The sequence below is a fragment of the Psychroflexus planctonicus genome (assembly GCF_014640195.1).
GTDB lineage: Bacteria > Bacteroidota > Bacteroidia > Flavobacteriales > Flavobacteriaceae > Psychroflexus > Psychroflexus planctonicus.
In genome coordinates, this window is record NZ_BMGM01000013.1 from 54,552 (window position 1) to 77,605 (window position 23,054).

Sequence of the window (23,054 nt, forward strand, 5' to 3'; positions counted from 1 at the left end):
CGAATTTTATTTTAATTTTTTATGAAGTTTTTGTTTTGCTCTGTGCGCCTTAACTTTTAAATTATTTATCGGAATTTGTAACTCTTCTGAAATTTCTTTGAAGCTTTTACACTCTAAGTAATATTTTTGAAGCACGATTTGGTAGTCTTTTTGAAGCTTTTTCAGTTCGCTAATTACAATTTCTTCATTGGTATTGTTTTCTTGAATATCTTCACCTATAGATGTGTCTTCAGCAATTTTTAAACTGTAATTATTAATTTCTTGTGTGTCTAATTTCTTTTTCCTGTATTCATCTATCAAACCGTTTTTCGCAATTTGAACAAGCCAGGTTTTGAATTCATATTTCGGATTAAACTGTTCGATTTTATCAAAGGCTTTAGCGAAACTTTCAATACAAACTTCTTCACTTAAATATGCATTTTGAGTTTGTTTCAGAATAAAATGATATACATAATTCCAATAGTGTTCAACCAGAAAATTAAACCCAAGCTGGTTTCCTGACTTAGCAAGTTCAATGTGTTTAATTTCTTTTTCTGTCATTTATTTCCATTTCCTAAAGGGTGAAACTAAATTCGATATAAATAAGCAAAACTGAAAACAAATTAAGCTAAAATCTAAAATAGGACTTAGGTACCACAGTTTAGCTTCATTTAGTTTTGTTGAAGCAAGTTTATAAATCAGAAGTAATATTACGCATAGCATACTAAAAACCATCCAAAAACTTTCTGAATTTGAAAGGAATGTCATTGCGATGAAACTCATCCAAAAAGCAAACTTGGTAATGAAAATCCCAGATAATATAAACTGATCTTTAAATTGATAGTGAGCAGCTGTACTTATGTGTCTGCTTTTTTGTTTCCACCATGATTTTAAACTTGGCTCTGCATGGCTATAAGCAAAACTATGTTTAGCTAGTTGAATTTTAATTTGAGTTAGCTGTTTTGCTTTCTGAATCCACAAATCATCATCACCAGAAAGCAATTTTTTTTCTGCTTTTGAGAATTTAATTTCTTTATCCAATTGTTTTGTGTAAGCTAAATTTCTTCCTACACCCATATATGGAGCATTATAAAGTGCAGCTGTAAAATACTGAAGTGCCGTAGTTAGGGTTTCAAAACGCTGTAGTTTATTTAGAAAATAAGATTTAGTGAAATGTGGAGCATATCCTAAAACAACTTGAGATTCTTTTTGAATCTCAGAAACCATAATAGTTAACCAAGTAGTTGAATTTACTAGACAATCTGCATCTGTTAAGACATAAACGCTTCCTTGGGCTTTTTTTTTAGCCAAAGCAAGTGCTTTTTTTTTACTTGATTTTTCTGTTGTTGTAAAAACTTTCAGGTGAGCGTAATTTTTTTGAAAGGACTCTAAAACTTGCAGCGTATTATCTGAAGATTGGTCATTGACCACAACTACTTCGAAATGCGGATGATTTTGTTTTAAAATAATAGGAAGGTGGAGCTGTAGATTTTTAGCTTCGTTTTTTGCACAAATCAATACAGAAACAAACTGGGAGTCTTTTGTAGAAGGAGTAGAGTTGGTTGAGTTATAAAATAGAAGCTTTAAAAAGCTCAATAGATAAATAAAGTATAAACTTGAAGCTGTAAAAAAAATCCATTCTAATACAGCCAAGAAATTCATTTAGGACACTTTACTCACTTGGTCTTTTTTGCAATCTTGCTCATCTGGCATTTTACCACAAAAACTGCAAGATTCTCCATCTTTATTTAAAAAAGGACTTTGGCTTGCACAAGTTCCAGCGAATTTTCCGTCTTTTTTACCCCAGATTTTAATGGCGATACCTGCAAATGCTAAGGCTAATAATGCTATGCTAATCAATAATAATTTCATATTACAAATATATAGATTTTCCTGTTTTTAAGTGATGCTTTAACAAGCTTATCTTACATAAAATTAAGCTCCTTCTTTTTTAATCAACGATATGGGTTTTTGTAAAACCATATTGTTAGGATATACAATTAATTCTCCATCACTAGTTCTTAGATGCATTTGAAAAGCTCTTATGTCTTCTATTTTGGCTTCAATTGGATGTTCTTTATCATGAATTTTTATGTCGTCTCCAATTTTAAACGGACAAGAAAAAAACATAATTACACCAGAAGTAATATTGCTTAAAATAGACCAAATGGCAAATAAACCAATTCCAATTACAGCAAAAACCGATGAGAAAATCCAAACCAAATCTTCTGCTTGAACACCCCAAGTAAACATAAGCGCAAATATCATTATAAAGGAAACCAACACGTTTATGTATTTAAACATTAGCTTGGTTCTACCAATGTTGAAATCTCCAATTCTAGCAATTCGGTTTGCTGATTTTTTTAAAGTAAACCTCCAAATAATTAATGCAATAATCAGTATCACACTAATAATGATCTCTTTGGTTAGACCAGAAAAAAAGTTTTCTAACATTTTTAAAGTTTTAATGAATCTCTTAAAAAGCTGTGGTTACTTTGATTTTTATTCCAATAATCAATTCTCATTTCAGCTACTTTAATAGCTTTTGTAATGTATGTACTATCATTTTTTGTTGTTGATTCTTCCCAACTCAAAATGGCGTATGGAGCTTTTAATTCTTGAGTTATTTCTAAATTTCGATTTAAACTAGGGTAGTGGATTTTGGTTTTTAGAAGTTCATTTTCTTCAGTTTGACTAATTCTTACTTTGTATGCTTTTACATTTATATTGTTGAGCCTTAAATATTCAAAACTAGGTAAGATTTCGGTTTGCGTTGTGTCAATTTCTCGAGGAAATATCCTTAGTTTATTCCATAGTCCATTTTCTGTTTGTGTTTTTGACAAAGCTAAATTTTGGTTACCAATTTTTTGAAAATAGGAATTTACTTGAACTTCCATTTCATCTCTATTTTCTAGCATTATAAAACTTTGGCCACACCATTCTTGAATACTAGCCGATATTTTAGCTACTTGATTATTGTTTTCCATCGGTAAAAAAGAACTTTGCATAATGTGATAAGGATAAATTCCTGTATTGAAGGTTTTTGTTGAGTTCAATTTCAAAACAGAAAAATCACCTTTGCTTTTTTGGTCGGTTTTCACCAGTTGATTTTCATCAAAATCTTCGGTTACATAAACAAGAACTGCTTTGCCTTTTCTTTCTTCACCATAACGTTGTTGTACCAAATTATAACTAGAAATTTCAGCTAAACCACTATACCAATAGTTTTTTGTTTCTTCTGAAAGCATTATGTTTTCAGATGTTTTCTCTTTCTGTTTTGCAATAGAAGTGTCGGTTGTAGTATCACATGAAAAGACTAAAATGCTCCAAATGCATGTAAGAAATAAATTGAAAGTATGCGGCTTCATTTTGTTATTTTTCATGTTGCAAAATTACTAAATAAAACTCAAGAAATTTGATTTACAAAAAAGCTGCTTCAATAAAGAAACAGCTTAAATAACTAGCTAAAAAGCTTAGATTATTTTGCATTAATCATCCATCCAATTCCAAATTGGTCTGTAATTCTTCCAAAATGCGCACCCCAACTTGTTTTCTGAAAATCAGTTTGAATTTTTCCAGATGCAGCTAAATGTTTAAATATTTCTTTTGCCTTTTCATGATTATCAAAATCAATACTCATCTGTACATTTGTGCCATTGGTTATCGGCGTATCTGGTGAAGCGTCATAGCCCATAATGTGAAATCCTTTTCCTTTCAGTTCAGCGTGTTGCAGTTTGTTTCTATACTGTTCAGGAATATCTATTTTTTGATTTTCATAAGTCTGTCTGTTGATAATTTCACCACCAAATAGGGATTGGTAAAAATCAAATGCTTGTTGACATTGACCGTTAAACGATAAATATGCTTGAATTTTCATAGTATTAATTTTTTGAATTCACCTTAAAATAATGATTTGTAGTACCAATTTGTTTAAATGTATCCTAAAACTTCAAATTGAATTAAATTTATTTGAAATAGAATTTTTATTTCTTTCGAAAACTCAGGTTTTGAACTCAGCCTCAGTTAGACTCATTCATTTTTCCTTTATATTTTCTTAGCTACATTTTATAATCATATTGGTGTTCCAAAAAAAAATGCTGCTTCTTATGAAACAGCATTTTTAAAATAATTACAATGAATAGTTTAGTCTATTATAGAATTGAGAGTTTTACTAGGTCTCATTTTTTCACTTACTAAATCTTCATCTGGGAAATAATATCCGTTAATTTCCATTTTTTCGCCTTGTGCATCTAGTAAATCTTTCAAGATTTGACCTTTATGATGCTCTAATTTTTCTGACACATCTTTAAAATATGCTTTTAATTCGGCATCATCATTTTGTGATGCTAAAGCTTCTGCCCAATACAATGCAAGGTAAAAATGAGTACCACGATTATCAATTTCATTTACTTTTCTTGAAGGCGAATTGTTGTTGCGTAAATACTTTGAGTTGGCTTTGTTTAAAGCACTTGCAATTACTGCAGCTTTTTTATTATTGTCTTTCTCTGCAATATCTTCTATTGATACGGCCAAGGCTAAAAATTCGCCAAGAGAATCCCAGCGTAAGTGTCCTTCTTCTACAAATTGTTGAACATGTTTAGGCGCAGATCCACCAGCACCGGTTTCATATAAACCACCACCAGCTAAAAGTGGTACAATAGACAACATCTTGGCACTTGTTCCTAACTCTAAAATAGGAAATAAATCGGTTAAATAATCACGTAAAACATTTCCTGTAACCGAAATGGTATCTTTTCCTGCTTTTACTCTTTTGCAGGTATATTGCATTGCTTCAACAGGATTCATGATTTTAATTTCCAATTGATTGGTATCAAAATCCTTTAAATATAAATTTACTTTTTCAATTAAGTTTCTGTCGTGAGCGCGATTTTCATCTAACCAAAAAATGGCTGGATTGTTAGTTGCTTTTGCACGATTTACGGCCAATTTCACCCAGTCTTTAATCGGTAAATCTTTTGTTTGGCACATTCTCCAAATATCTCCTTTGTTAACTTCATGTTGCATCAGGACTTTTCCGTCTGCATCAATCACTTCAACTTTTCCATCTGCTTGAATTTCAAAAGTTTTATCATGAGATCCATATTCTTCAGCTTTTTTTGCCATAAGACCAACATTGGAAACACTTCCCATAGTTGTAGGATCAAATGCACCATTTTCTTTACAAAATGAAATGATTTCTTGGTACATTTTGGCATAACTCCGATCCGGAATTATGGCTTTCATATCTTGTAGTTGCCCATCCCAATTCCACATTTTACCAGAAGTTCTAATAGCAGCTGGCATAGAAGCGTCAATAATTACATTACTTGGCACGTGTAAATTAGTAATGCCTTTATCTGAATCTACCATCGCCATATCTGGCTTTATAGCGTATAATTCATCAATAGCTTTGGTTATTTCTTTTGCTTTTGCTTCAGGTAAATCTGAGATTTTACCGTATACATCACCAAGTCCGTTTCTAGTATTTACACCAATTTGTTCAAATTCTTCGGCATACTTTTCAAAGATTTCTTCGTAATACACTTCTACTGCATGACCAAAAATAATCGGGTCGGAAACCTTCATCATGGTAGCTTTCAAGTGAATGGAGAAAAGTACGTTTTTTGCTTTTGCATCTTTTATACATTCTTTTAGAAATGCTCTTAGCTTTCCAACACTTAAGGTTGAAGCATCGATTACTTCATCTTCTTGTAGTGCTAAATTTTCTTTGAGTATTTTTTCTGTTCCTGAAGTTGATGTGTGTTTAATTTGTACATGACTGGCTTTTGGCATGACAACAGACATTTCGCTTTCGTAGAAGTCTCCAGATTCCATATGTGCAACATGAGATTTAGAATCGCTACTCCAATCTCCCATCCTGTGAGGATTGTTTTTAGCGTATTCTTTAACCGGAGCAGCAACTCTACGGTCTGAGTTTCCTTCTCTTAATACGGGGTTTACAGCAGAGCCCAATACTTTTGCATATCTTTTTTGTATTTCTTTTTCTTGGTCTGTATTTACTTCTTTAGGGTAATCTGGCACTGCATATCCTTTGTTTTGAAGTTCTGCAATGGCTTCAGTTAATTGAGGAATAGAGGCACTTATATTGGGTAATTTAATGATGTTTGCTTCTGGTTTTTTTGCTAATTCTCCCAAAGCAGCTAAGGTATCTTCCACTTTTTGGTTTTCGTCTAAATAATCTGAGAAATTAGCTAAAATTCGCGCTGCAAGAGAAATATCGCTTGATGCTACTTCTATTTTAGCTGCATCTGTAAATTTTCTTACAATAGGTAAAAATGAATAGGTTGCTAAAGCAGGTGCTTCATCTGTTTTGGTGTAAACAATTTTATTGTGTTTAATATCCATAGGTTGTTAAGTTTAATATGAAATTGAAAATGCCCAAAAATGAGCATTACATTAAAAGCATGCCAAATATAGTGAAAATGACTTATTTGAAGAAACCAAGCAGCGCATCATTTGTTGCTAGAAGTCACAAACTTGGAGAATAAAAATATATTCAAAAAAAAATCCCTAATTAAAGGGATTTAGTAAAATCAAAATCAATTTGATTAGGCTTTCTTCTTAGGTGTTTGAGCTGTCATTTTTTCTTTAATTCTTGCTCTTTTACCAGTAAGTTCTCTAAAGTAGTAAATTCTTGCTCTTCTTACACTACCTTGTTTGTTTACTTCAATTTTCTGAAGTGCAGGCATGTTGATAGGGAAAATACGTTCTACACCAACTGTACCGCTCATTTTTCTTACGGTGAAAGTTTTTGTAGCACCACTACCTTTAACTTGTATAACAGTTCCTTTAAAAAACTGTGTACGTGTTTTTTGTCCTTCCTTGATTTCGTAATAAGCTGTTATGGTATCACCAGCTTTAAATTCAGGAAAGTCTTTTTTCTCAATAAATTCGCTTTCTACAAATTTAACTAAATCCATGTTTTCAATATTTGAATTAAGTAAAGCAACATTCACGATTTTCGCCAGCGGTTATTTTACGGTTTGCAAATTTACAATTTAATATTTTATACTGGAAACATATTTCTAAAATATTTTTAAGCCTGTAATGATGATTTGAAACTGGTTTTGAAGTAACAGTTAAGCTACATTTTTCATCAAAAATGATTAGGATTTATGGTGTGTAAAATTCTGTTTTATAAATAATTAAAATGAAGTTGTATTCAAATGAAATCATATAACGAACACTAAGCAATACAATGTTTACATGGAATAAACGCTAAATTTAAAAAAAGTTACTTTTATGTGTTCGAAGGGTTTTAAAATAAATATTTAAGGCTATATCAGTTGGTTCAAAACTACATCAAAGATGTTAAAAATGATAGCTAAAGTAGGATTTTACATTATGTCATTGTTATATTGTAAAGTTATATTAAATATTTTATAAAATTTAGACGTATTTTAACTTTCAAATAAATATATTTGGAAAAAACCCAAACATCATGATACAAAATTACTTACCTAAGTTTGTTTGCTCTTTATTAGTATTATTCTTAATTGGATTTAATGCTAATGCTAATGTAAATAGCATTTCATTAACATTTGATGAGAAAATTAATGATAATCCAGTAAAACCTTATTTACCTTTTTTTGTAGAAGGTGTTGCTGAAGTACAATTGATACACAATGCACCTGATCCAGCTTTAAGCGAAGTCGACATTTACGTTAATGACGAATTAATTGAATCAAATTTTAGCTTTAGAACCGCTACCGCTTTTTTAACTTTACCTGCAGGTGAAGATTTAGACATTGCTATTGCAATTGGAGGAAGTACATCTTCTGCTTCTGCATTTTTTAATACCACTTTAAATTTAACTGCAGATGAAAAATACGTAGTAGTTGCCAATGGGGTTCAACAGCCGAACTTATTTGATACATCTGCAAATCCATCGATAGCTTTTAACTTAGATGTTTTTCCTGGAGCTCGAGAAGTAGCAGTTGCAGTAGCAGGGAATACAGATATATTAATTCACCATGGAGCCACAGACTTAGCTAACTTTGATCTAGACGAAATCACCGTTCCAATTCCAAATTTTGTAAGTGATCTGGCTTATACTAATTTTCAAAATTATGTTCAAATTGCTACTAACTTATACTCAATTCAACCTGTTTTAACAAGCACACAAGAAGAGTTTGAAATATACGATTTACCATTATCAGATCTTAATTTACAGAACAAAGCAGTTACTTTATTAACTAGTGGGTTTGTAGATGTCGAAGCCAATCAAAATGGACCTGAATTTGGTTTATGGCTAGCACAACCTGAAGGTGGAGATTTAATAGAGTTGCCTTTTCAAGGTGAGTGCGTTTCATTTTCAACTCCTTTTACCGAAGATTTTTCTGGAAGTGAGTGGCAAGCTGGTTCTGGATTTCAAAACTCGGGAGATAGCATAGATGAATGTTGGACAAGAACACCAGATAATATAGACAATGTGTACGCTTGGGGAACTGGAAACAGTAACTCAAACTTATTCAACTCAGGACCTTCAAGTGCTTTTCAAGGTACTAAATTTATATATACAAAACAATCAGGAAGCCCTGGAGCTGAAGCTGTTTTTACATCTCCTGTTATAAATACTAACGGTTTAGATTCTCCAGCATTAAGTTTTTATTATTTCATGTATGGTTTTGGTATTGATAGCTTTTCTGTAGAAGTACAAGAATTTGGAACAGAATCTTGGACAAATTTAATTACCATCAACGGACAACAACAGACTTCTGAAGATGATGATTGGTTAGAAGAGGAGATTGAGCTTGCAGGTTTGGAAAATAAAAAAATTCAGTTGCGTTTTATTGCTACTCGAGGTAGCAATTTTAACTCAGTAGTGGCACTTGACTTAATAGAAGTTAGAGAAGCTACTACATGTTTAAAACCAACTAACCTTAATATAACTCAAATAGGCGATACATCTGCACAAATTAATTGGAACACACAATCTAATCCTGTAGATTGGTTTGTGTACACATCAGGAGCCAACCCAGAAACGGCTACTCCTACTCAACAAAGCAGCGAAAGCCTATCGGCTAACAATGATCAAGTTATAGGTTTATCTTCCAACACCACTTACGATGTTTACCTACAAAGTAATTGTGACGACGATGGTTTGAGTCAGCTAACAGGTCCAGTAGAATTTACAACAGCTGCTTGTTCAGTTAATGAACAATGTGAGTATACCTTTAATTTGTTAGATGATTTTGGGGACGGATGGAATGGAAATATTGTTGAATTACGCCAAGATGGACAGCTAGTTGCTAATCTAGGTGCTGATTTTGAAGATGGTGATAATTTTACAGAAACCTATAATTTATGTACAGGCAGTTCTATTGAATTGATTTGGTTAAACCAAGGAAGTTTTGCAGATGAAGTTGGTTTAAATGTGGTTAATCCTTTTGATGAAGAAATTTTTGAACTCGGATTTGATTCTGAAGATGAACGAGGAGATACAATTTTCAGTTTTACATCAGCATGTACACCTCCTTCGTGTCCTAAAGTAACAAATGTGCAAGTTACCAACGTTGTAGATGATGCAGCGCAGTTAAATTGGAATGCTGAGCCAGAAGCCAATCTTGGTTATACTTGGTATATTTTTAATGCAGGAGCAAATCCGCAAGTAGCTAGCCCTGTTTTTTCTGAAAGTGTAGACCAATCTATTAATAGCGTTAATATTACTGGACTTACATCTGCACAAGCATACGACGCCTATGTGGTAGCCAATTGTGCAACGGATGATGATAGTGATTTTTCAGATGTAGTTTCATTTAATACTGCATGTGGAACCATTACTGCTCCTTATTTAGAAGATTTTAGTAGTTCTGAATGGGTTTCTGGAACTGGGTTTTTTAACACCGGAGACGAAATTAACCAATGTTGGGGTCGAGAAACAAGTGGCTACTTCTGGGGCGCTAGAACTGGAGCAACAGGTGGAACTTCATCGGGACCTAACTCTGCTTTTTTAGGTGAAAATTACATTTATGCAGTTGGCCCAAGTGGAAATAACGGTCAAACCGCTACTATTACTTCACCTCAAATCGATTTAGCAAGCTTAACTAACCCAGGCATAACTTTTTTCTATTTCATGCGCGGTAATACTATAGGAGAATTAGCTATTGAAGTTAAATCTGTAAATAGTTCCAATTGGGTTGAGCTAGAAAATATAGTTGGTGCTCAACAAACTGATGTCGACGATAATTGGGAAGAAGTAGTGGTTTCACTAAATGCTTTCCAAGGCGAAGTTATCGAGTATCGATTTGTAGCTACCCGTGGCAATTCTTTTTCATCAGATATCGCGTTAGATGCAATAGAAGTAGCAGAAGTAAACCCTTGTTTGCGCCCAAAAGATTTAGAAATCGATAATATTGACATAGATGGTGCTGAACTTTCTTGGACACCCGCAGATGCCAATGCAAATGGTTTTATCTGGGAAATATATTTAGATGGAACCGATCCTGAAAATGCTACTCCGGTAGCAGAAGGCACTACTCCTTCTAACACAACAACTGCTGTAATCACAGGCTTAGATGCAGATACTACTTATCAGGCTTATGTAATTGCTGAGTGTGATGAAGATGAATTTTCAAATCGTTCAATTCCTTTAACTTTTAGTACATTAGTTTGTGATGCTAGTGAAACCTGTGAATACACCTTTGAGTTATTCGATTCATTTGGCGATGGTTGGAATGGAAATACCATGTCCGTTCTTCAAAATGGAGTTGAAGTTGCCGTATTGGGAGAAGGTTTTACTTCAGGAAATAATTTCACAGAAACGGTTAATTTATGTAATGATGCCGATATTGAATTGTTTTGGAACTCGGGTGGTTCTTTTGCAAACGAAGTTGGTGTAACAATCCTAAACCCATTTGATGAAGAAGTTTATGAAAAAGACCCTGGAGAAGGAAGTCAAAATACATCATTGACAACTTTTACCTCAGATTGTGATTCACCCGACGGTTGTTTTCCTCCTTTAAATTTTGATTTAGTAGAAGTTACGACCGACTCGGTAGAATTATCTTGGGATAATATTGGTAGTGCAATAAGTGGTTATAACTGGTTTATATTTAATGCAGCCGATAATCCGCAAAACACATCGCCAGTAGCTAATGGAAGCACAAATTTTGAAGTGAATTCAGTTCTTGTATCTGGCTTAGCAGAAAATACAGATTACAAAGCTTTTATTCGTTCAGATTGTGGTTTTACAGGTGTTAGTTCAGCATCCGATCCTTTGTTTTTTAAAACCCCATGTAATCCTTTAGATACTCCCTATTTAGTAGATTTTGAAAGCAGCGATTGGTCACCACAAAATTCAGGTGATGAAAGTATTGGTGATTGCTGGAGTAGAAATCCAGAATTTGAGTTAGGTACTTATTCTTGGCTTGCTTTTTCAGATAATTTTATTAATAATCCCGTTGGCGATAACTTCATTATAATAACCAATCAGTTTGGAAATTCTGGAGATCAGGCTATTATTGAATTGCCAGTCTTAGATTTATCAAATCTAGAAGACCCTAGTTTAAATTACTTTTATTTACTTACAGGAAATAATGTAGGCACCTACGATGTAGAAATTAAAGAAGTCTCTTCAGATAATTGGACTAATCTTAAAACTTATACAGAAGAAGAACAAAATAATTTATCAGATGATTTTGAACGCGAAGTATTTGATTTAGCTGCTTTTGAAAACCAAACTGTAAATATTCGTTTTGTAGCCACTAGAAGTGCTGGTAGCTCAATCTTTTTTGCAATAGACGATTTACGTGTAGACGAATTACCAGTCTGTAATGCACCGTTAAACTTAAATGTTTCAAATGTTCAAACCGATTCTGCCTTACTATCTTATGACGAAGATGAGTCTGCAATTAACGGATACGATTGGTTTGTGTATTTAAATGGTGGCGATCCAGAAACAGATAATGCCATTATTTCGGGAAATTCTTCAAGTAATCTTAATGTTGCTTTAGATAATTTAAGCCCTGCAACAACTTACGATGTGTACGTACAATCCAGTTGCTTAAATAGTGAAATTAGCGAACTTTCAATTCCGGTTACCTTTTCTACCGAAGTGTGTGAAGAAGAAGATAAATGTGCTTACACTTACTCTTTATCAAGCGATTCTGGAAACGGATGGAATGGTGCAACAATGCAAGTTTTCCAAGATGGAATTTTAGTAGCTACCTTAGGCGAAAGCTTCAATACAGGAGCTGAGTTTGATGAAGTCATCAACTTGTGTCAAGATGTAAATACGGAGTTAGTTTGGAATGAAGCTGGAAGTGTTTCAGCAGATGTAAACATTAGTATAACCGACCCATTCAACGAAGAAATTTACAATTCTTCAAGTGAAAGTATTAACCCTGGTGAAACGCTTTTCAGTTTTACTTCTAATTGTACACCACCAATTTGCCCAGATCCTACAAATGTTGAAGTCTCAGATGTTACACAAACTACAGCTAACATTTCATGGGAAGAAACAGATGCTACCCAATTAAGTTACAATTGGTTTGTATTTTTAGCAGGAGACAATCCAGAAGTAGACAACCCATTGGTAGAAGGCACGACTCAAGCTGGCGAATTGTCTGTTACAGTTTCTGATTTAACTTTAGATACAGCTTATCAAGTTTATGTTCAAGCCGAATGTGAATTTAGTGAAAGTGAACTTACGCTTCCTGTAGATTTCACCACTTTTGGAACTTGTGAAGCACCACAAAATGTAGTAGCAGATGAAGTTTTAATAACTGAAGCTTCATTCAGCTGGGACGATTTTTCTAATGCATTGAATGGTTATAACTGGGAAGTTTATGAAGCTAACCAAAATCCAGATGAAGATAACCCCGTTTCTAGTGGAAGTCTAGGTGTTGGAGAAACTTCTGTAACCGTAACAGGTTTAACGGAGTTAACGGATTATAATTTTTACATTCAATCAGACTGTGATATTGTAGAAAGCGATTTTGTTTTAGCAGTTGCCTTTAGTACAACTGGAGATTGTTCTGAGCCAAGTGGAGATGACTTTCAATTTGATGAAATTACACAAACATCTGTATTATTTAGTTGGTCTACATCTCCTGATGATCCAGGTTTTTATTCGTATGTTGTGCATAATCAAGGCGAAGGTCCAGATTATTCTAATGCGGTAACAAGTTGGGGTACAGCAACTCCAAGTGGTTTTTCAGATGATTTAGATCCTAGTACTACCTATGATGTATACATCCGTAACAATTGTTCGTTTGGATTTAGTGACTTTGTTGGTCCATTTACTTTTACCACTTTAGACCCTGAATGTGAAGCACCATCAGATATTACTATTACAAACATTGGCCCTGATCAAATCACCTTATCTTGGAGTGAAGTTGAACTAGCAACAAATGGATATTTTTGGTATATTTTTGATGAAACTGATATACCTGAAGAAGGTTCTGCTCTAGACCTTGGAAGTGTAGATTCTGGTGAAACAAGTGTAATTATAGATGGGCTTACCGAAAACACTACTTACCAAGTGGTGTTAGAAAGTGATTGTTCAGTTAATTTTAGTGAATTTTCTGAACCAATTGTATTCACAACTGAGAATTTAGCTTGCGAAACGCCAGACAATTTTGAAGTTTCTTTGGTCACCGATACAAGTGCAACACTTAGTTGGGAAGCCATCACTGATGACACAGAAAACTTAACATTTGGTGGGTATACTTGGTTTATTTACAATGCAGGAGACATGCCAGGAGTTGATACACCTGCTTTTACAGGCACGACAGAAGAAACGAGTGTAGATCTAGATAACTTAAATCCTGAAACAGATTACGAAGCTTATGTACAAGCTAACTGCGATACTGGCAATAGCAACTTATCTGCTCCATTTTCATTTAGCACAACCGATGCATTGAATGCTTGTCAGCCAGCAGAAAATATAATTGCTAGTAATATTAGTCAAACATCTATCTTTTTGAGTTGGGATCCGCCATCAGATTCTCCTGTTGTTGAATACACATGGGAGATACGTGAAACCGTAACTGGATTTCCAATTTATGCAACAGATGATGTAGACCCTTCTATAACTGAAATTGCAATAGATGGTTTAGAACCCAACACTAGCTATTTAGCAAATGTGGTAACCGATTGTGGGACACAGTTTACAATTCCTGGAGATAGTTTTGCATTTACTACTCTAGATACTTCAGAATTGCCACCTAATGATGATATATGTAATCCAACTTTTATTCCAGAATTCTCAACTATAATTGGAGATAATACAAATGCTACAGTGCAAACCAACGAGCCAACTCCAAGTTGTTTTGAAGCAGATGTAGAAAGCACCGTTTGGTTTTCTTATGTAGCTCCTTCGTCAAATGATACGGATATAGTTATACAAAGTATCAACAATTCAGGTACAGCAGATGTTGCTGTTTATGAAGAGCCGGATGATTGTACAGATTTAACCAGTTTAATTGAAGTAGCTTGTGGAGTAGGAACAGGAACTAATGGAGAAAGCATAGTTTCACCAATAGGTTTAACCCAAGGTGAAACCTATTACGTACAAGTCAATTTTGATGCTTCAGTTGAAGGTACTTTTGAAATATTTTTAGATAGCAATTTCTCTAATCAAGATTTCAATAAGCTTCAAATTAGCCTATACCCAAACCCGGCTAGCCATATGCTTAATGTTGAAGCACCGGAAAGCATTGAAGATATCATTATTTACAATATGTTAGGTCAACAAGTTTACAAACAAAAACACAACCAAAATTCAGTAGCTGTTCCTGTTAGTAATCTAGAGAGTGGTCAATATTTTGCAAAAGTGACAATTGACGGTAAAACTTATGTTGAAGCATTTATAAAAAAATAGTTTAGTCGCTAAGCTTTTATAATTCTTAGACTTTAAAGACTTATTAACTAAAAACAGTTCTAAAAATCATACATTGAGAAATCAACAAAGTGATTTTTAGAACTGTTTTTTATTTCTAGAATTTGAAAAATAGATTTCACCAAGTTTTACAATCTATTAAAATGAGAGCTAAAAATCATTTGCTTTATATTAATTTAAAATTTAACAACAATGAAAGCAGCTCAAATCAAAGAAGCAGGAGGAGAATTTCAAGTAGTAGATATAGATAAACCTTCTCCAAAAGCTAACGAAGTTTTAATTAAAGTACAAGCCTGTGGCATTTGCCATTCCGATGCATTTGTAAAAGACGGTACATTTCCAGGTATTGAATACCCAAGAGTGCCAGGTCACGAAGTTATTGGTACCGTTGAAGATGTTGGAGAAAATGTAAATATTTGGACTAAAAATCAACGCGTAGGAGTTGGTTGGCATGGTGGGCATTGTTTTGAATGTGAACCTTGCAGAAGAGGTGATTTCATTTCTTGTGAAAATGCTAAAGTAAGCGGTATTTCTTATGATGGCGGTTATGCAGAATACATGTGTGCACCACAAGAAGCTTTAGTAGCTGTGCCAGATGATTTGAAACCTGAAGAAGCTGCTCCATTGCTTTGCGCAGGAATAACAGTTTTTAATGCGCTTAGAAACGCTGGAATTACGGCAGGAGATTTAGTTGCCATACAAGGAATAGGTGGTTTAGGACATTTGGCTATTCAATATGCCAATAAAATGGGAATGAGAACAGTTGCCATTTCTACCAGCGACGATAAAAAAGAATTAGCTACTCAACTTGGCGCTCATCATTTTATCAATGCTAAATCGGTTGATGCAGCAGAAAAATTGAAAGAACTAGGTGGTGCTAAATTAATATTAGGTACTGCACCTAGTGGAAAAGCAATGACTTCGGTGCTAGGTGGTCTTGGCATTGACGGGAAATTACTAATGGTAGGTGCAACACCCGAACCTGTAGAAGTAAATCCTATGCAAATGCTAATGGGAAGAAAATCGGTAGCGGGCTGGCCAAGTGGAACTCCAACTGATTCTGAAGATACACTGAATTTTAGTGCCTTGTTCAAAACCAAAACCATGATCGAAGAATATAAATTAGAAGACGTAAATGAAGCTTACGAAAGAATGATTAACAACAAATCAAGATTTCGTGTGGTACTTAAGCCATAATGCTTTGATACCATTCAAATATTAAAATCCTAATGTATTTTAACTAAAAAAGCCATCTCAATTTGAGATGGCTTTAAATTTTGAAGTATAAAATAAATTACTTTTTATCTTCTTTTTCTTTTTTAGGTGCATTTAATTTAGCCGAAAGTTCGTGAGAGATAGAAGACTTATCAAAAGTCATTTTACCTGCTCCTGTTTCAATAATAACAGCGTTTAACTTTTCGCTAAAATCTGCAACTTTGCCGTGCAATCCGCTTTTTGTGATTACTTTATCACCTTTTTTAAGTTCTTCTGCAAACTTTTTTTCTTGCTTCTGGCGTTTCATTTGCGGTCTAATCATAAAGAAATAGACAACCGCAAAAATTAAAACAAACGGCAATAAACTTTGTATTCCTTCCATATAAATTTATTGTACTGGAGATCCAGTCGCTTTATTACCACCTTTAGGGTTTACAAAAGCTTTAATTCTAATTGCTTCTCTTCCAGATTCAGTATTAGCAGTAATACGTACTTGCTTCATTTGCTGATTTGGTTTACCTCTAGTATTAAATTTTACAGTCATCTCACCAGTTTCACCTGCTGCGATTGGCTCGTTTTTAGGGTAGCTTGGTACAGTACAACCACAAGAAGCTTTTGCATCTGTAATAATTAAAGGAGCGTCTCCGTTATTAGTAAATTTAAAAACGTGCTCTACAACATCACCTTCTTCTACATTTCCAAAATCATGTTCTTTTTCTTCAAATTCCATGGTTGGAAATTTTGCTTGCTGAGCGTCGCGCTCAGATGCTTCTGCTACTTTTTCTTCATCAACTTTTTTTGCTGCTTCTTCTTGGCAGGCGGTAAACGAAAAGGTTGCGATGGCAACACCAATTAACAATAACTTTTTCATGAGTTTAAATTTTAATTTAAATTATTCGCAAAAGTAATAATATTTTAAGGACTACATAAGTCCACGACCTATTTTATTAATTTTGCCCGAAGCTTTATATTCTTTTGCTAACTTATCTAAGACACCGTTTATAAAAATACTACTTCTTGGTGTTGAATATTCTTTAGCCAATTCTAGATATTCATTAATAGTTACTTTTACAGGAATGCTTGGGAATTTCACAAACTCACATAATCCCATAGTAATTAGCACACGGTCTAACTCAGCATAACGGTCTTGATCCCAACCTGGAGTCTTTCCTTTTACGTCTGCTAAATATTCATCTTCATTAAGCATGGTTTTTTGAAACAGCTGCTTCCCAAATTGTTCATCATCAAAATTTTTAAAAAGACTAGGAATGCTTAAATTTTCATCATTTGCTTTTATTTTTTGTAAAAATTTCAAAATGCTCGTATTCACAATTGGCAAATCGTCTACCCAAGTCAGTTTTTGATCTTCATAATAGTCGTATAGTCGATCAGTAGGTGCTACTATTTTTTTAAAAAATTGGACAACAAATTCTTTGTCTTCCTTAAAATCGTTAGTATGGGTTTGAACGTAGCTTTCGTATATTTCAGATGTTCTTAAACTATCCCAGATGGCAGCGGGGTATTCATCATCTAAATGCCAATGCTTCAATTTTCTTTTTTCTAATTCATTGATAAGCGCATCAGAATCTTTCAGCTTTTCAATTACCAAGTTGCTCAAAAATTTTAAGTTTGGATTTCGTTCTTCAGCAGTAGCTAGGTGCTTTTTTTGAACAATTTCTAGGTATTTTTCAGCTTTGTTTTGTATTTCTACAAGGAGTTGAAGATTGAGCAGGAAAAGATCGTACATGTCTTCCATACTCTTTTTCAAAAACTTTTCTTCTTGGTTTAATTGTTCGCTTTTACTCTGCTTAAAAGCATAAATAGATTGCATTACTTTTGCGCGTATATGTCTTCTAGTTAACATGTATAGAACGTAAATTTTAGCTGGCAAAATTAGCATTTTAAACAACAAACGATGTAGGAAATTTTATTTTTTTCATTTTTTGAAATACTTATGGCAAGATTGATGAGCACCGTTTCTTTGCAGCTTGATAATCAGCTTATACTTCACTCAAATTAGATTTTTTGAATATTGACATTAAGCATAATTTGATTAGTTTTTTTTAGTGTAAGGCCGAAGCTTCTAAATAAATGTTATCATGCTTTAGCCTTTTTTATTTTAGTTTACCTTTGCGCCTGCATTTCAAAAGCCATAAATGAAAGAATTAAAGTATTTAAATAAATTTTTTGTTAAGTATAAATGGCAACTCATTCTTGGCTTTGTAATTACTGTTGGTGCAAGAATATTTACTTTATTTACACCGCGATTCATTGGTAAATCTACAGACATAATTAAGGCCTGGACTGATGGCGAAATTACTGATCCTGCAGCGGCAAAATCAGAATTACTTTTTAATATAGGCGTAATTATTGGTGCAGCGGCTATTTCAGCTATACTTACTTTTTTTATGCGCCAGACTTTTATTGTGGTTTCAAGAAAGATTGAGTACGACCTTAAAAATGAAATTTACGATCAATACCAACGTCTTTCTCTCAATTTTTATAAAAAAAATAGAACCGGAGATTTAATGAACCGCATTAGTGAAGATGTTTCTAAAGTACGCATGTATGTTGGTCCAGCTTTAATGTATGGCGTTATGACTTTTACACTCTTTGTAGTGGTAATTTCCTACATGGTTTCAACCGCACCAGTTTTAACGCTTTATACATTAATTCCACTTCCTATTCTATCTGTAGCCATATATAAATTAAGTGTTGCCATTAATCACCGTAGTACTATTGTTCAGCGTGTGTTATCTAATTTAAACACCTTTACTCAGGAAAGTTTTAGTGGTGTAAGTGTAATTAAATCTTACGGAATGGAACCCATGGTAGCTTCAGATTTCGAAAATTTATCTGAAGAAAGCAGACAAAAAAACATAGACTTAGTAAAAGTACAAGCTTTCTTTTTTCCCTTAATGGCATTGTTAATTGGGGTTAGTAATTTGTTGGTGATTTATATTGGCGGAACTCGTTATATTGATGGAGAAATAGAATCTTTAGGTGTAATTGTTGAATTTTTACTTTATGTAAATATGCTAACTTGGCCAGTTGCTTCGGTAGGTTGGATTACATCTATGGTGCAACAGTCGGCTGCTTCACAAAAAAGAATTAATGAATTTTTAGACCAAGAACCTAGTGTTCAAAACCACTCCAATGTAAAAGAAGAAATTAAAGGCGGGATTGCTTTTAAGAATGTAACTTTTACTTATGAAGACACCAACATTACAGCGCTTAAAAATATTTCTTTTGAAGTAAATCCAGGAGAAACACTTGCTATTTTAGGGAAAACAGGAAGCGGTAAGTCTACTATTTTAGAATTAATAGGAAGATTATACGATCCAACTAGTGGACAAGTTTTGATCGATGGAAAACCAGCTGATGCTATTCATTTAGAAAGTTTACGAAACAGCACGGGTTACGTACCACAAGACGCATTCTTATTTAGCGAATCTATTGTAGATAACATTCGATTTGGTAGAGCAGAAGCAACCCAGGAAGAAGTAGTTGAAGCAGCAAAAAACGCAGCTGTACATAATAATATAATGGAATTTCCTAAACAATATGATACCGTTTTAGGTGAACGCGGAATTACCCTTTCTGGTGGACAAAAACAAAGAGTTTCTATTGCTAGGGCTATTATTAAAAATCCTAAAATCGTACTTTTTGACGATTGCCTTTCTGCAGTTGATACTGAAACCGAAGAAGAAATTTTTAGAAAACTTCAGGAAATTTCAGCAAATAAAACTGCTGTGGTTGTTAGTCATCGAGTTTCTTCTGTGAAAAATGCTAACCATATTATTATCTTAGAAGATGGCGAAATCTTAGAACAAGGTAATCATGACACACTTATGAAAAAGAATGGTTACTATAAAGAATTGTACTATAAGCAGCTCAGTCAAAAAGAAAATTAAATATTCTTTGGTAATTGTTTAGTTTTTTGTTTTTTTTGAAGACAGTAAACACATATAACCTAAACATGATATCATGAGTGATAATGGAACGATGAAGAATGACGAAATTTTTGCAAAGGTAATTCGAGCTGGAAGAAGAACTTATTTTTTCGATGTTCGCTCTACAAAAGCAGACGACTACTACTTAACCATTACCGAAAGCAAGAAATTTACCAACGATGATGGTTCTTTTTTTTACCGAAAACATAAAATTTACTTGTACAAAGAAGATTTTGAAAACTTTCAAAACGCACTAGATGAAGCTACCAACTTTATTGTAAGTGAAAAAGGAGAAGAAGTAATAAGCGACCGCCACCAACCTGATTACAATACAGAAAAAGAAGCAGATTTAGTTTCAGATAACCACACAACTGCTAAAGATAAGTTTACAGACCTTAGTTTTGAAGACATATAAAGATTAAACTTTTCGTAAATGCATAAGCCGTTTCTTTAATTAGAAACGGTTTCTTTATTTTTAGCCTAAAATATATTCAATGAAAATACAAATACGCGTTCTTAGTCTTTTTTTGTTTTTAACGATCAGCAATTCAATTTTTGCGCAAACCAATGTTAACTTAGCGTACTACTTGCCAACAGATGTTTCGTACAACCCTGAAATTCCCAAACCAGAAAAAATTCTTCATTTTACACCTGGTAATCAACATGTAAGTCACGATCGTTTATTGCAGTACATGTACGCTCTAGCGGAATCTTCACCAAGGATTAAAATAGAAAATAGAGGCTTCACTTATGAAAATAGACCGCTTATTTTACTCACAATCACTTCAGATGAAAATCATAAGAAGCTAGACGAAATAAAAAGTGAACGTAAGAATTTCTTGAAAAGCAAGTCATCTTCAACCGAAAATCTTGCGGTTGTAGTTAATCAAGGATATTCAGTACACGGAAACGAAGCAAGCGGAAGCAACTCCGCATTAATTTATGCTTATTATTTGGCAGCAGCCGAAGGAGCAGAAATAGATAAATACCTAAATGAAGCGGTTATTTTATTGGATCCTAGTTTCAACCCTGATGGTTTACAACGCTTTGCTAATTGGGTAAATACCAATAAAAGTGAAAATTTAAATCCTGACCCCAACGATAGAGAATTTTCAGAAACCTGGCCACGAGGAAGGACAAATCATTATTGGTTCGATTTAAATCGAGATTGGTTGCCCGTTCAGCATCCTTCATCTAAAGCAAAAATTGTCACTTTTCATGATTGGCAGCCCAATGTGCTCACAGATCATCATGAAATGGGAAGTAACTCTACTTTCTTTTTTCAACCAGGAATTCCAGAAAGAACGCATCCGTTAACGCCTCCAAAAAATCAAGAGCTTACTCAGAAAATTGCAAACTACCATGCAGATATTTTAGACGATGCAGGTTCGTTTTACTATAGCAAAGAAAGTTTTGATGATTTTTATTATGGTAAAGGTTCCACTTTTCCAGACATTAATGGAAGCGTTGGAATTTTGTTTGAACAAGCCAGCTCGCGTGGTCATCTCCAGGAAACAGATTTTGGTAATTTGAGTTTTCCATTTACCATAAAAAATCAGTTTCTTACTTCGCTTTCTACTTTAAAAGCAAGTGTGGAGTTAAAAGATGAACTACTTAATTTTCAACGTCAGTTTTATCAAGAATCTTTTAAAAACGCAGATGATAATGCGTATTTAATTACCAAAGAAAAGGATCCGTTTTTGTTGAATGAACTAGGGAAAATTTTACATCAGCACCAAATTGAAGTTTATAGACCTAAAAATGACGTAAGTTTCAACGGAAAAAGTATAGCTAAAAATGAAGCTTTTGTGGTTCCTAAAAAGCAAACTCAGTCCAAGTTGCTAGAAGCTATGTTTGAAGATCGAACTCAGTTTAAAGACTCTTTATTTTACGATGTTTCTGCCTTCAGCTTTAAACATTCTTTTGGAGTTGAAGTTAATGCTGATTTTTCAGCAAAAAAATTGGGTGATCCTGTTGAAGATTTTTCAGTTCCTAGATTACCAAAATTAGAAAAAAGCGAATATGCCTATGTATTGCGTTGGTCTGATTTTAATTCACCAAAAGTCCTTTATCAGCTTTTAGAAAAAGGCCTTAGGCCAAGAGTAGCTACTAAACAATTTCAAGCAGCTTCAAATGAATTTGATTACGGGAGTATCTTAATTCCCGTGCAAAACCAAGAATTATCTTCCGCTGAAATTCATTCAATTTTAGTAAATCTTGTTGAAGAAAACGCAGTGCATATTACTCCTTTGCAAACTGGATTAACCGAAGGTGTAAATTTGGGAAGTCCGAGTTTTGGCACCTTAAAACAACCTAAAATTGCCCTGATGCTTGGCGATGGCGTTAGTGTTGGAGACGCAGGCGAAATTTGGCATTTATTAGATTTCCGCTATGAAATTCCTGTAACAAAATTAGATACACGCAATTTTTCCAGAGTAGATTTGTCTAAATATACTCACTTAATTATTCCAAATGCGTATGGAAGTGCTTTAAGCGCTAATTCAGATAAAATTAAAGAATGGGTTAGGAGCGGAGGTCATTTAATCAGCTTTAGAAATACGATTAATTGGTTAAATACTAATGATTTGTTGAATGTTGAATTCCGAAAATCGGAAAATCAAGTAGCAAAAAATATAGATTTTGAAAACCGTAGAAACTACTATGGAGCTCAACGGATTGGCGGCGCTATTTTTGAAGTAGAATTAGATCGTTCTCACCCCATTGCTTACGGATATATGAATTCTACAATGGCAGTTTTTAGAAACACAACTCAGTTTGTTGAACCAGATAAAAATAGCTTCAACAATCCTATGCAATACACATCCAATCCTTTGTTAAGTGGTTACATCAGTGATGAGAATTTAGAATTACTTCAAGAAACTTCAGCCTTTAAAACAGCAGGTTTTGGAAGGGGCAAAGTATTTTATTTTACAGATAACCCCAACTTTAGAGCATTTTGGTTAGGCACCACAAAATTGATGATGAATGCTATTTTCTTTAGTGGAGAGATGTAAATTGAACTCAGGTTAATAAAATTAAAAAAA

General features: G+C 33.7%; 16 protein-coding genes. 5 read left to right on the plus strand and 11 right to left on the minus strand.

What is annotated here, in order from left to right; all coding sequences use genetic code 11:
* Positions 1–6: 6 nt before the first annotated feature.
* The 8 genes from IEV72_RS12850 to rplS form a co-directional block, all read right to left on the minus strand.
* Positions 7–540, minus strand: coding sequence for an RNA polymerase sigma factor (locus IEV72_RS12850; protein WP_188459527.1), 534 nt, complete (start codon positions 538–540; stop codon positions 7–9).
* The gene (locus IEV72_RS12855; protein WP_188459528.1) at positions 541–1,632 is read right to left on the minus strand and encodes a glycosyltransferase; all 1,092 of its coding nucleotides are present in this window, start codon (positions 1,630–1,632) and stop codon (positions 541–543) included.
* A 9-nt stretch (positions 1,633–1,641) separates the two neighbouring features.
* Entirely contained in the window at positions 1,642–1,851 is a 210-nt protein-coding gene (locus IEV72_RS12860; protein WP_188459529.1) for a membrane or secreted protein, read from the minus strand.
* Positions 1,852–1,914: 63 nt separating this feature from the next.
* A complete protein-coding gene (locus IEV72_RS12865; RefSeq protein WP_188459530.1) occupies positions 1,915–2,433 on the minus strand; it encodes a mechanosensitive ion channel domain-containing protein in 519 nt (172 codons plus the stop codon).
* A gap of 2 nt (positions 2,434–2,435) precedes the next feature.
* Positions 2,436–3,362 (minus strand): septum formation inhibitor Maf, encoded by a 927-nt coding sequence (locus IEV72_RS12870; RefSeq protein WP_188459531.1) that lies wholly within the window; start codon positions 3,360–3,362, stop codon positions 2,436–2,438.
* A 95-nt stretch (positions 3,363–3,457) separates the two neighbouring features.
* Complete coding sequence (locus tag IEV72_RS12875; RefSeq protein ID WP_188459532.1) at positions 3,458–3,856, minus strand: VOC family protein; 399 nt, start codon at positions 3,854–3,856, stop codon at positions 3,458–3,460.
* A 266-nt stretch (positions 3,857–4,122) separates the two neighbouring features.
* The gene (locus IEV72_RS12880; protein WP_188459533.1) at positions 4,123–6,345 is read right to left on the minus strand and encodes an NADP-dependent isocitrate dehydrogenase; all 2,223 of its coding nucleotides are present in this window, start codon (positions 6,343–6,345) and stop codon (positions 4,123–4,125) included.
* A gap of 203 nt (positions 6,346–6,548) precedes the next feature.
* Entirely contained in the window at positions 6,549–6,920 is a 372-nt protein-coding gene (gene rplS, locus IEV72_RS12885) for a 50S ribosomal protein L19 (protein WP_188459534.1), read from the minus strand.
* 521 nt (positions 6,921–7,441) lie between these two features.
* On the opposite strand from rplS, the gene IEV72_RS12890 reads away from it, so the two are divergent.
* Together IEV72_RS12890 and IEV72_RS12895 are read left to right on the plus strand one after the other, a co-directional pair.
* A complete protein-coding gene (locus IEV72_RS12890; protein WP_188459535.1) occupies positions 7,442–14,824 on the plus strand; it encodes a fibronectin type III domain-containing protein in 7,383 nt (2,460 codons plus the stop codon).
* A gap of 210 nt (positions 14,825–15,034) precedes the next feature.
* Positions 15,035–16,039 (plus strand): alcohol dehydrogenase, encoded by a 1,005-nt coding sequence (locus IEV72_RS12895; RefSeq protein WP_188459536.1) that lies wholly within the window; start codon positions 15,035–15,037, stop codon positions 16,037–16,039.
* Between the two features lie 97 nt (positions 16,040–16,136).
* Here the strand turns inward: IEV72_RS12895 and yajC are convergent, their stop codons facing one another.
* Genes yajC through IEV72_RS12910 form a run of 3 tightly spaced genes read right to left on the minus strand, consistent with a single transcriptional unit; the run spans position 16,137 to position 17,948 of the window.
* Positions 16,137–16,439 carry a preprotein translocase subunit YajC gene (yajC, locus tag IEV72_RS12900; protein WP_188459537.1) on the minus strand — a complete coding sequence of 101 codons (303 nt, stop codon included), beginning with the start codon at positions 16,437–16,439 and terminating at the stop codon, positions 16,137–16,139.
* A gap of 6 nt (positions 16,440–16,445) precedes the next feature.
* Positions 16,446–16,928 carry a DUF1573 domain-containing protein gene (locus tag IEV72_RS12905; protein ID WP_188459538.1) on the minus strand — a complete coding sequence of 161 codons (483 nt, stop codon included), beginning with the start codon at positions 16,926–16,928 and terminating at the stop codon, positions 16,446–16,448.
* 51 nt (positions 16,929–16,979) lie between these two features.
* Positions 16,980–17,948 carry a transcription antitermination protein NusB gene (locus IEV72_RS12910; RefSeq protein WP_308420179.1) on the minus strand — a complete coding sequence of 323 codons (969 nt, stop codon included), beginning with the start codon at positions 17,946–17,948 and terminating at the stop codon, positions 16,980–16,982.
* A gap of 265 nt (positions 17,949–18,213) precedes the next feature.
* Here IEV72_RS12910 and IEV72_RS12915 point away from each other — a divergent pair, with 265 nt between their 5' ends.
* The 3 genes from IEV72_RS12915 (at position 18,214) to IEV72_RS12925 (ending at position 23,024) form a co-directional block, all read left to right on the plus strand.
* Positions 18,214–19,971 carry an ABC transporter ATP-binding protein gene (locus IEV72_RS12915; protein ID WP_188459539.1) on the plus strand — a complete coding sequence of 586 codons (1,758 nt, stop codon included), beginning with the start codon at positions 18,214–18,216 and terminating at the stop codon, positions 19,969–19,971.
* 73 nt (positions 19,972–20,044) lie between these two features.
* Entirely contained in the window at positions 20,045–20,425 is a 381-nt protein-coding gene (locus tag IEV72_RS12920; RefSeq protein WP_188459540.1) for a PUR family DNA/RNA-binding protein, read from the plus strand.
* 79 nt (positions 20,426–20,504) lie between these two features.
* On the plus strand, positions 20,505–23,024 hold the full coding sequence (locus tag IEV72_RS12925) for a M14 metallopeptidase family protein (protein ID WP_188459541.1): 2,520 nt from the start codon (positions 20,505–20,507) through the stop codon (positions 23,022–23,024).
* Positions 23,025–23,054: the final 30 nt, after the last annotated feature.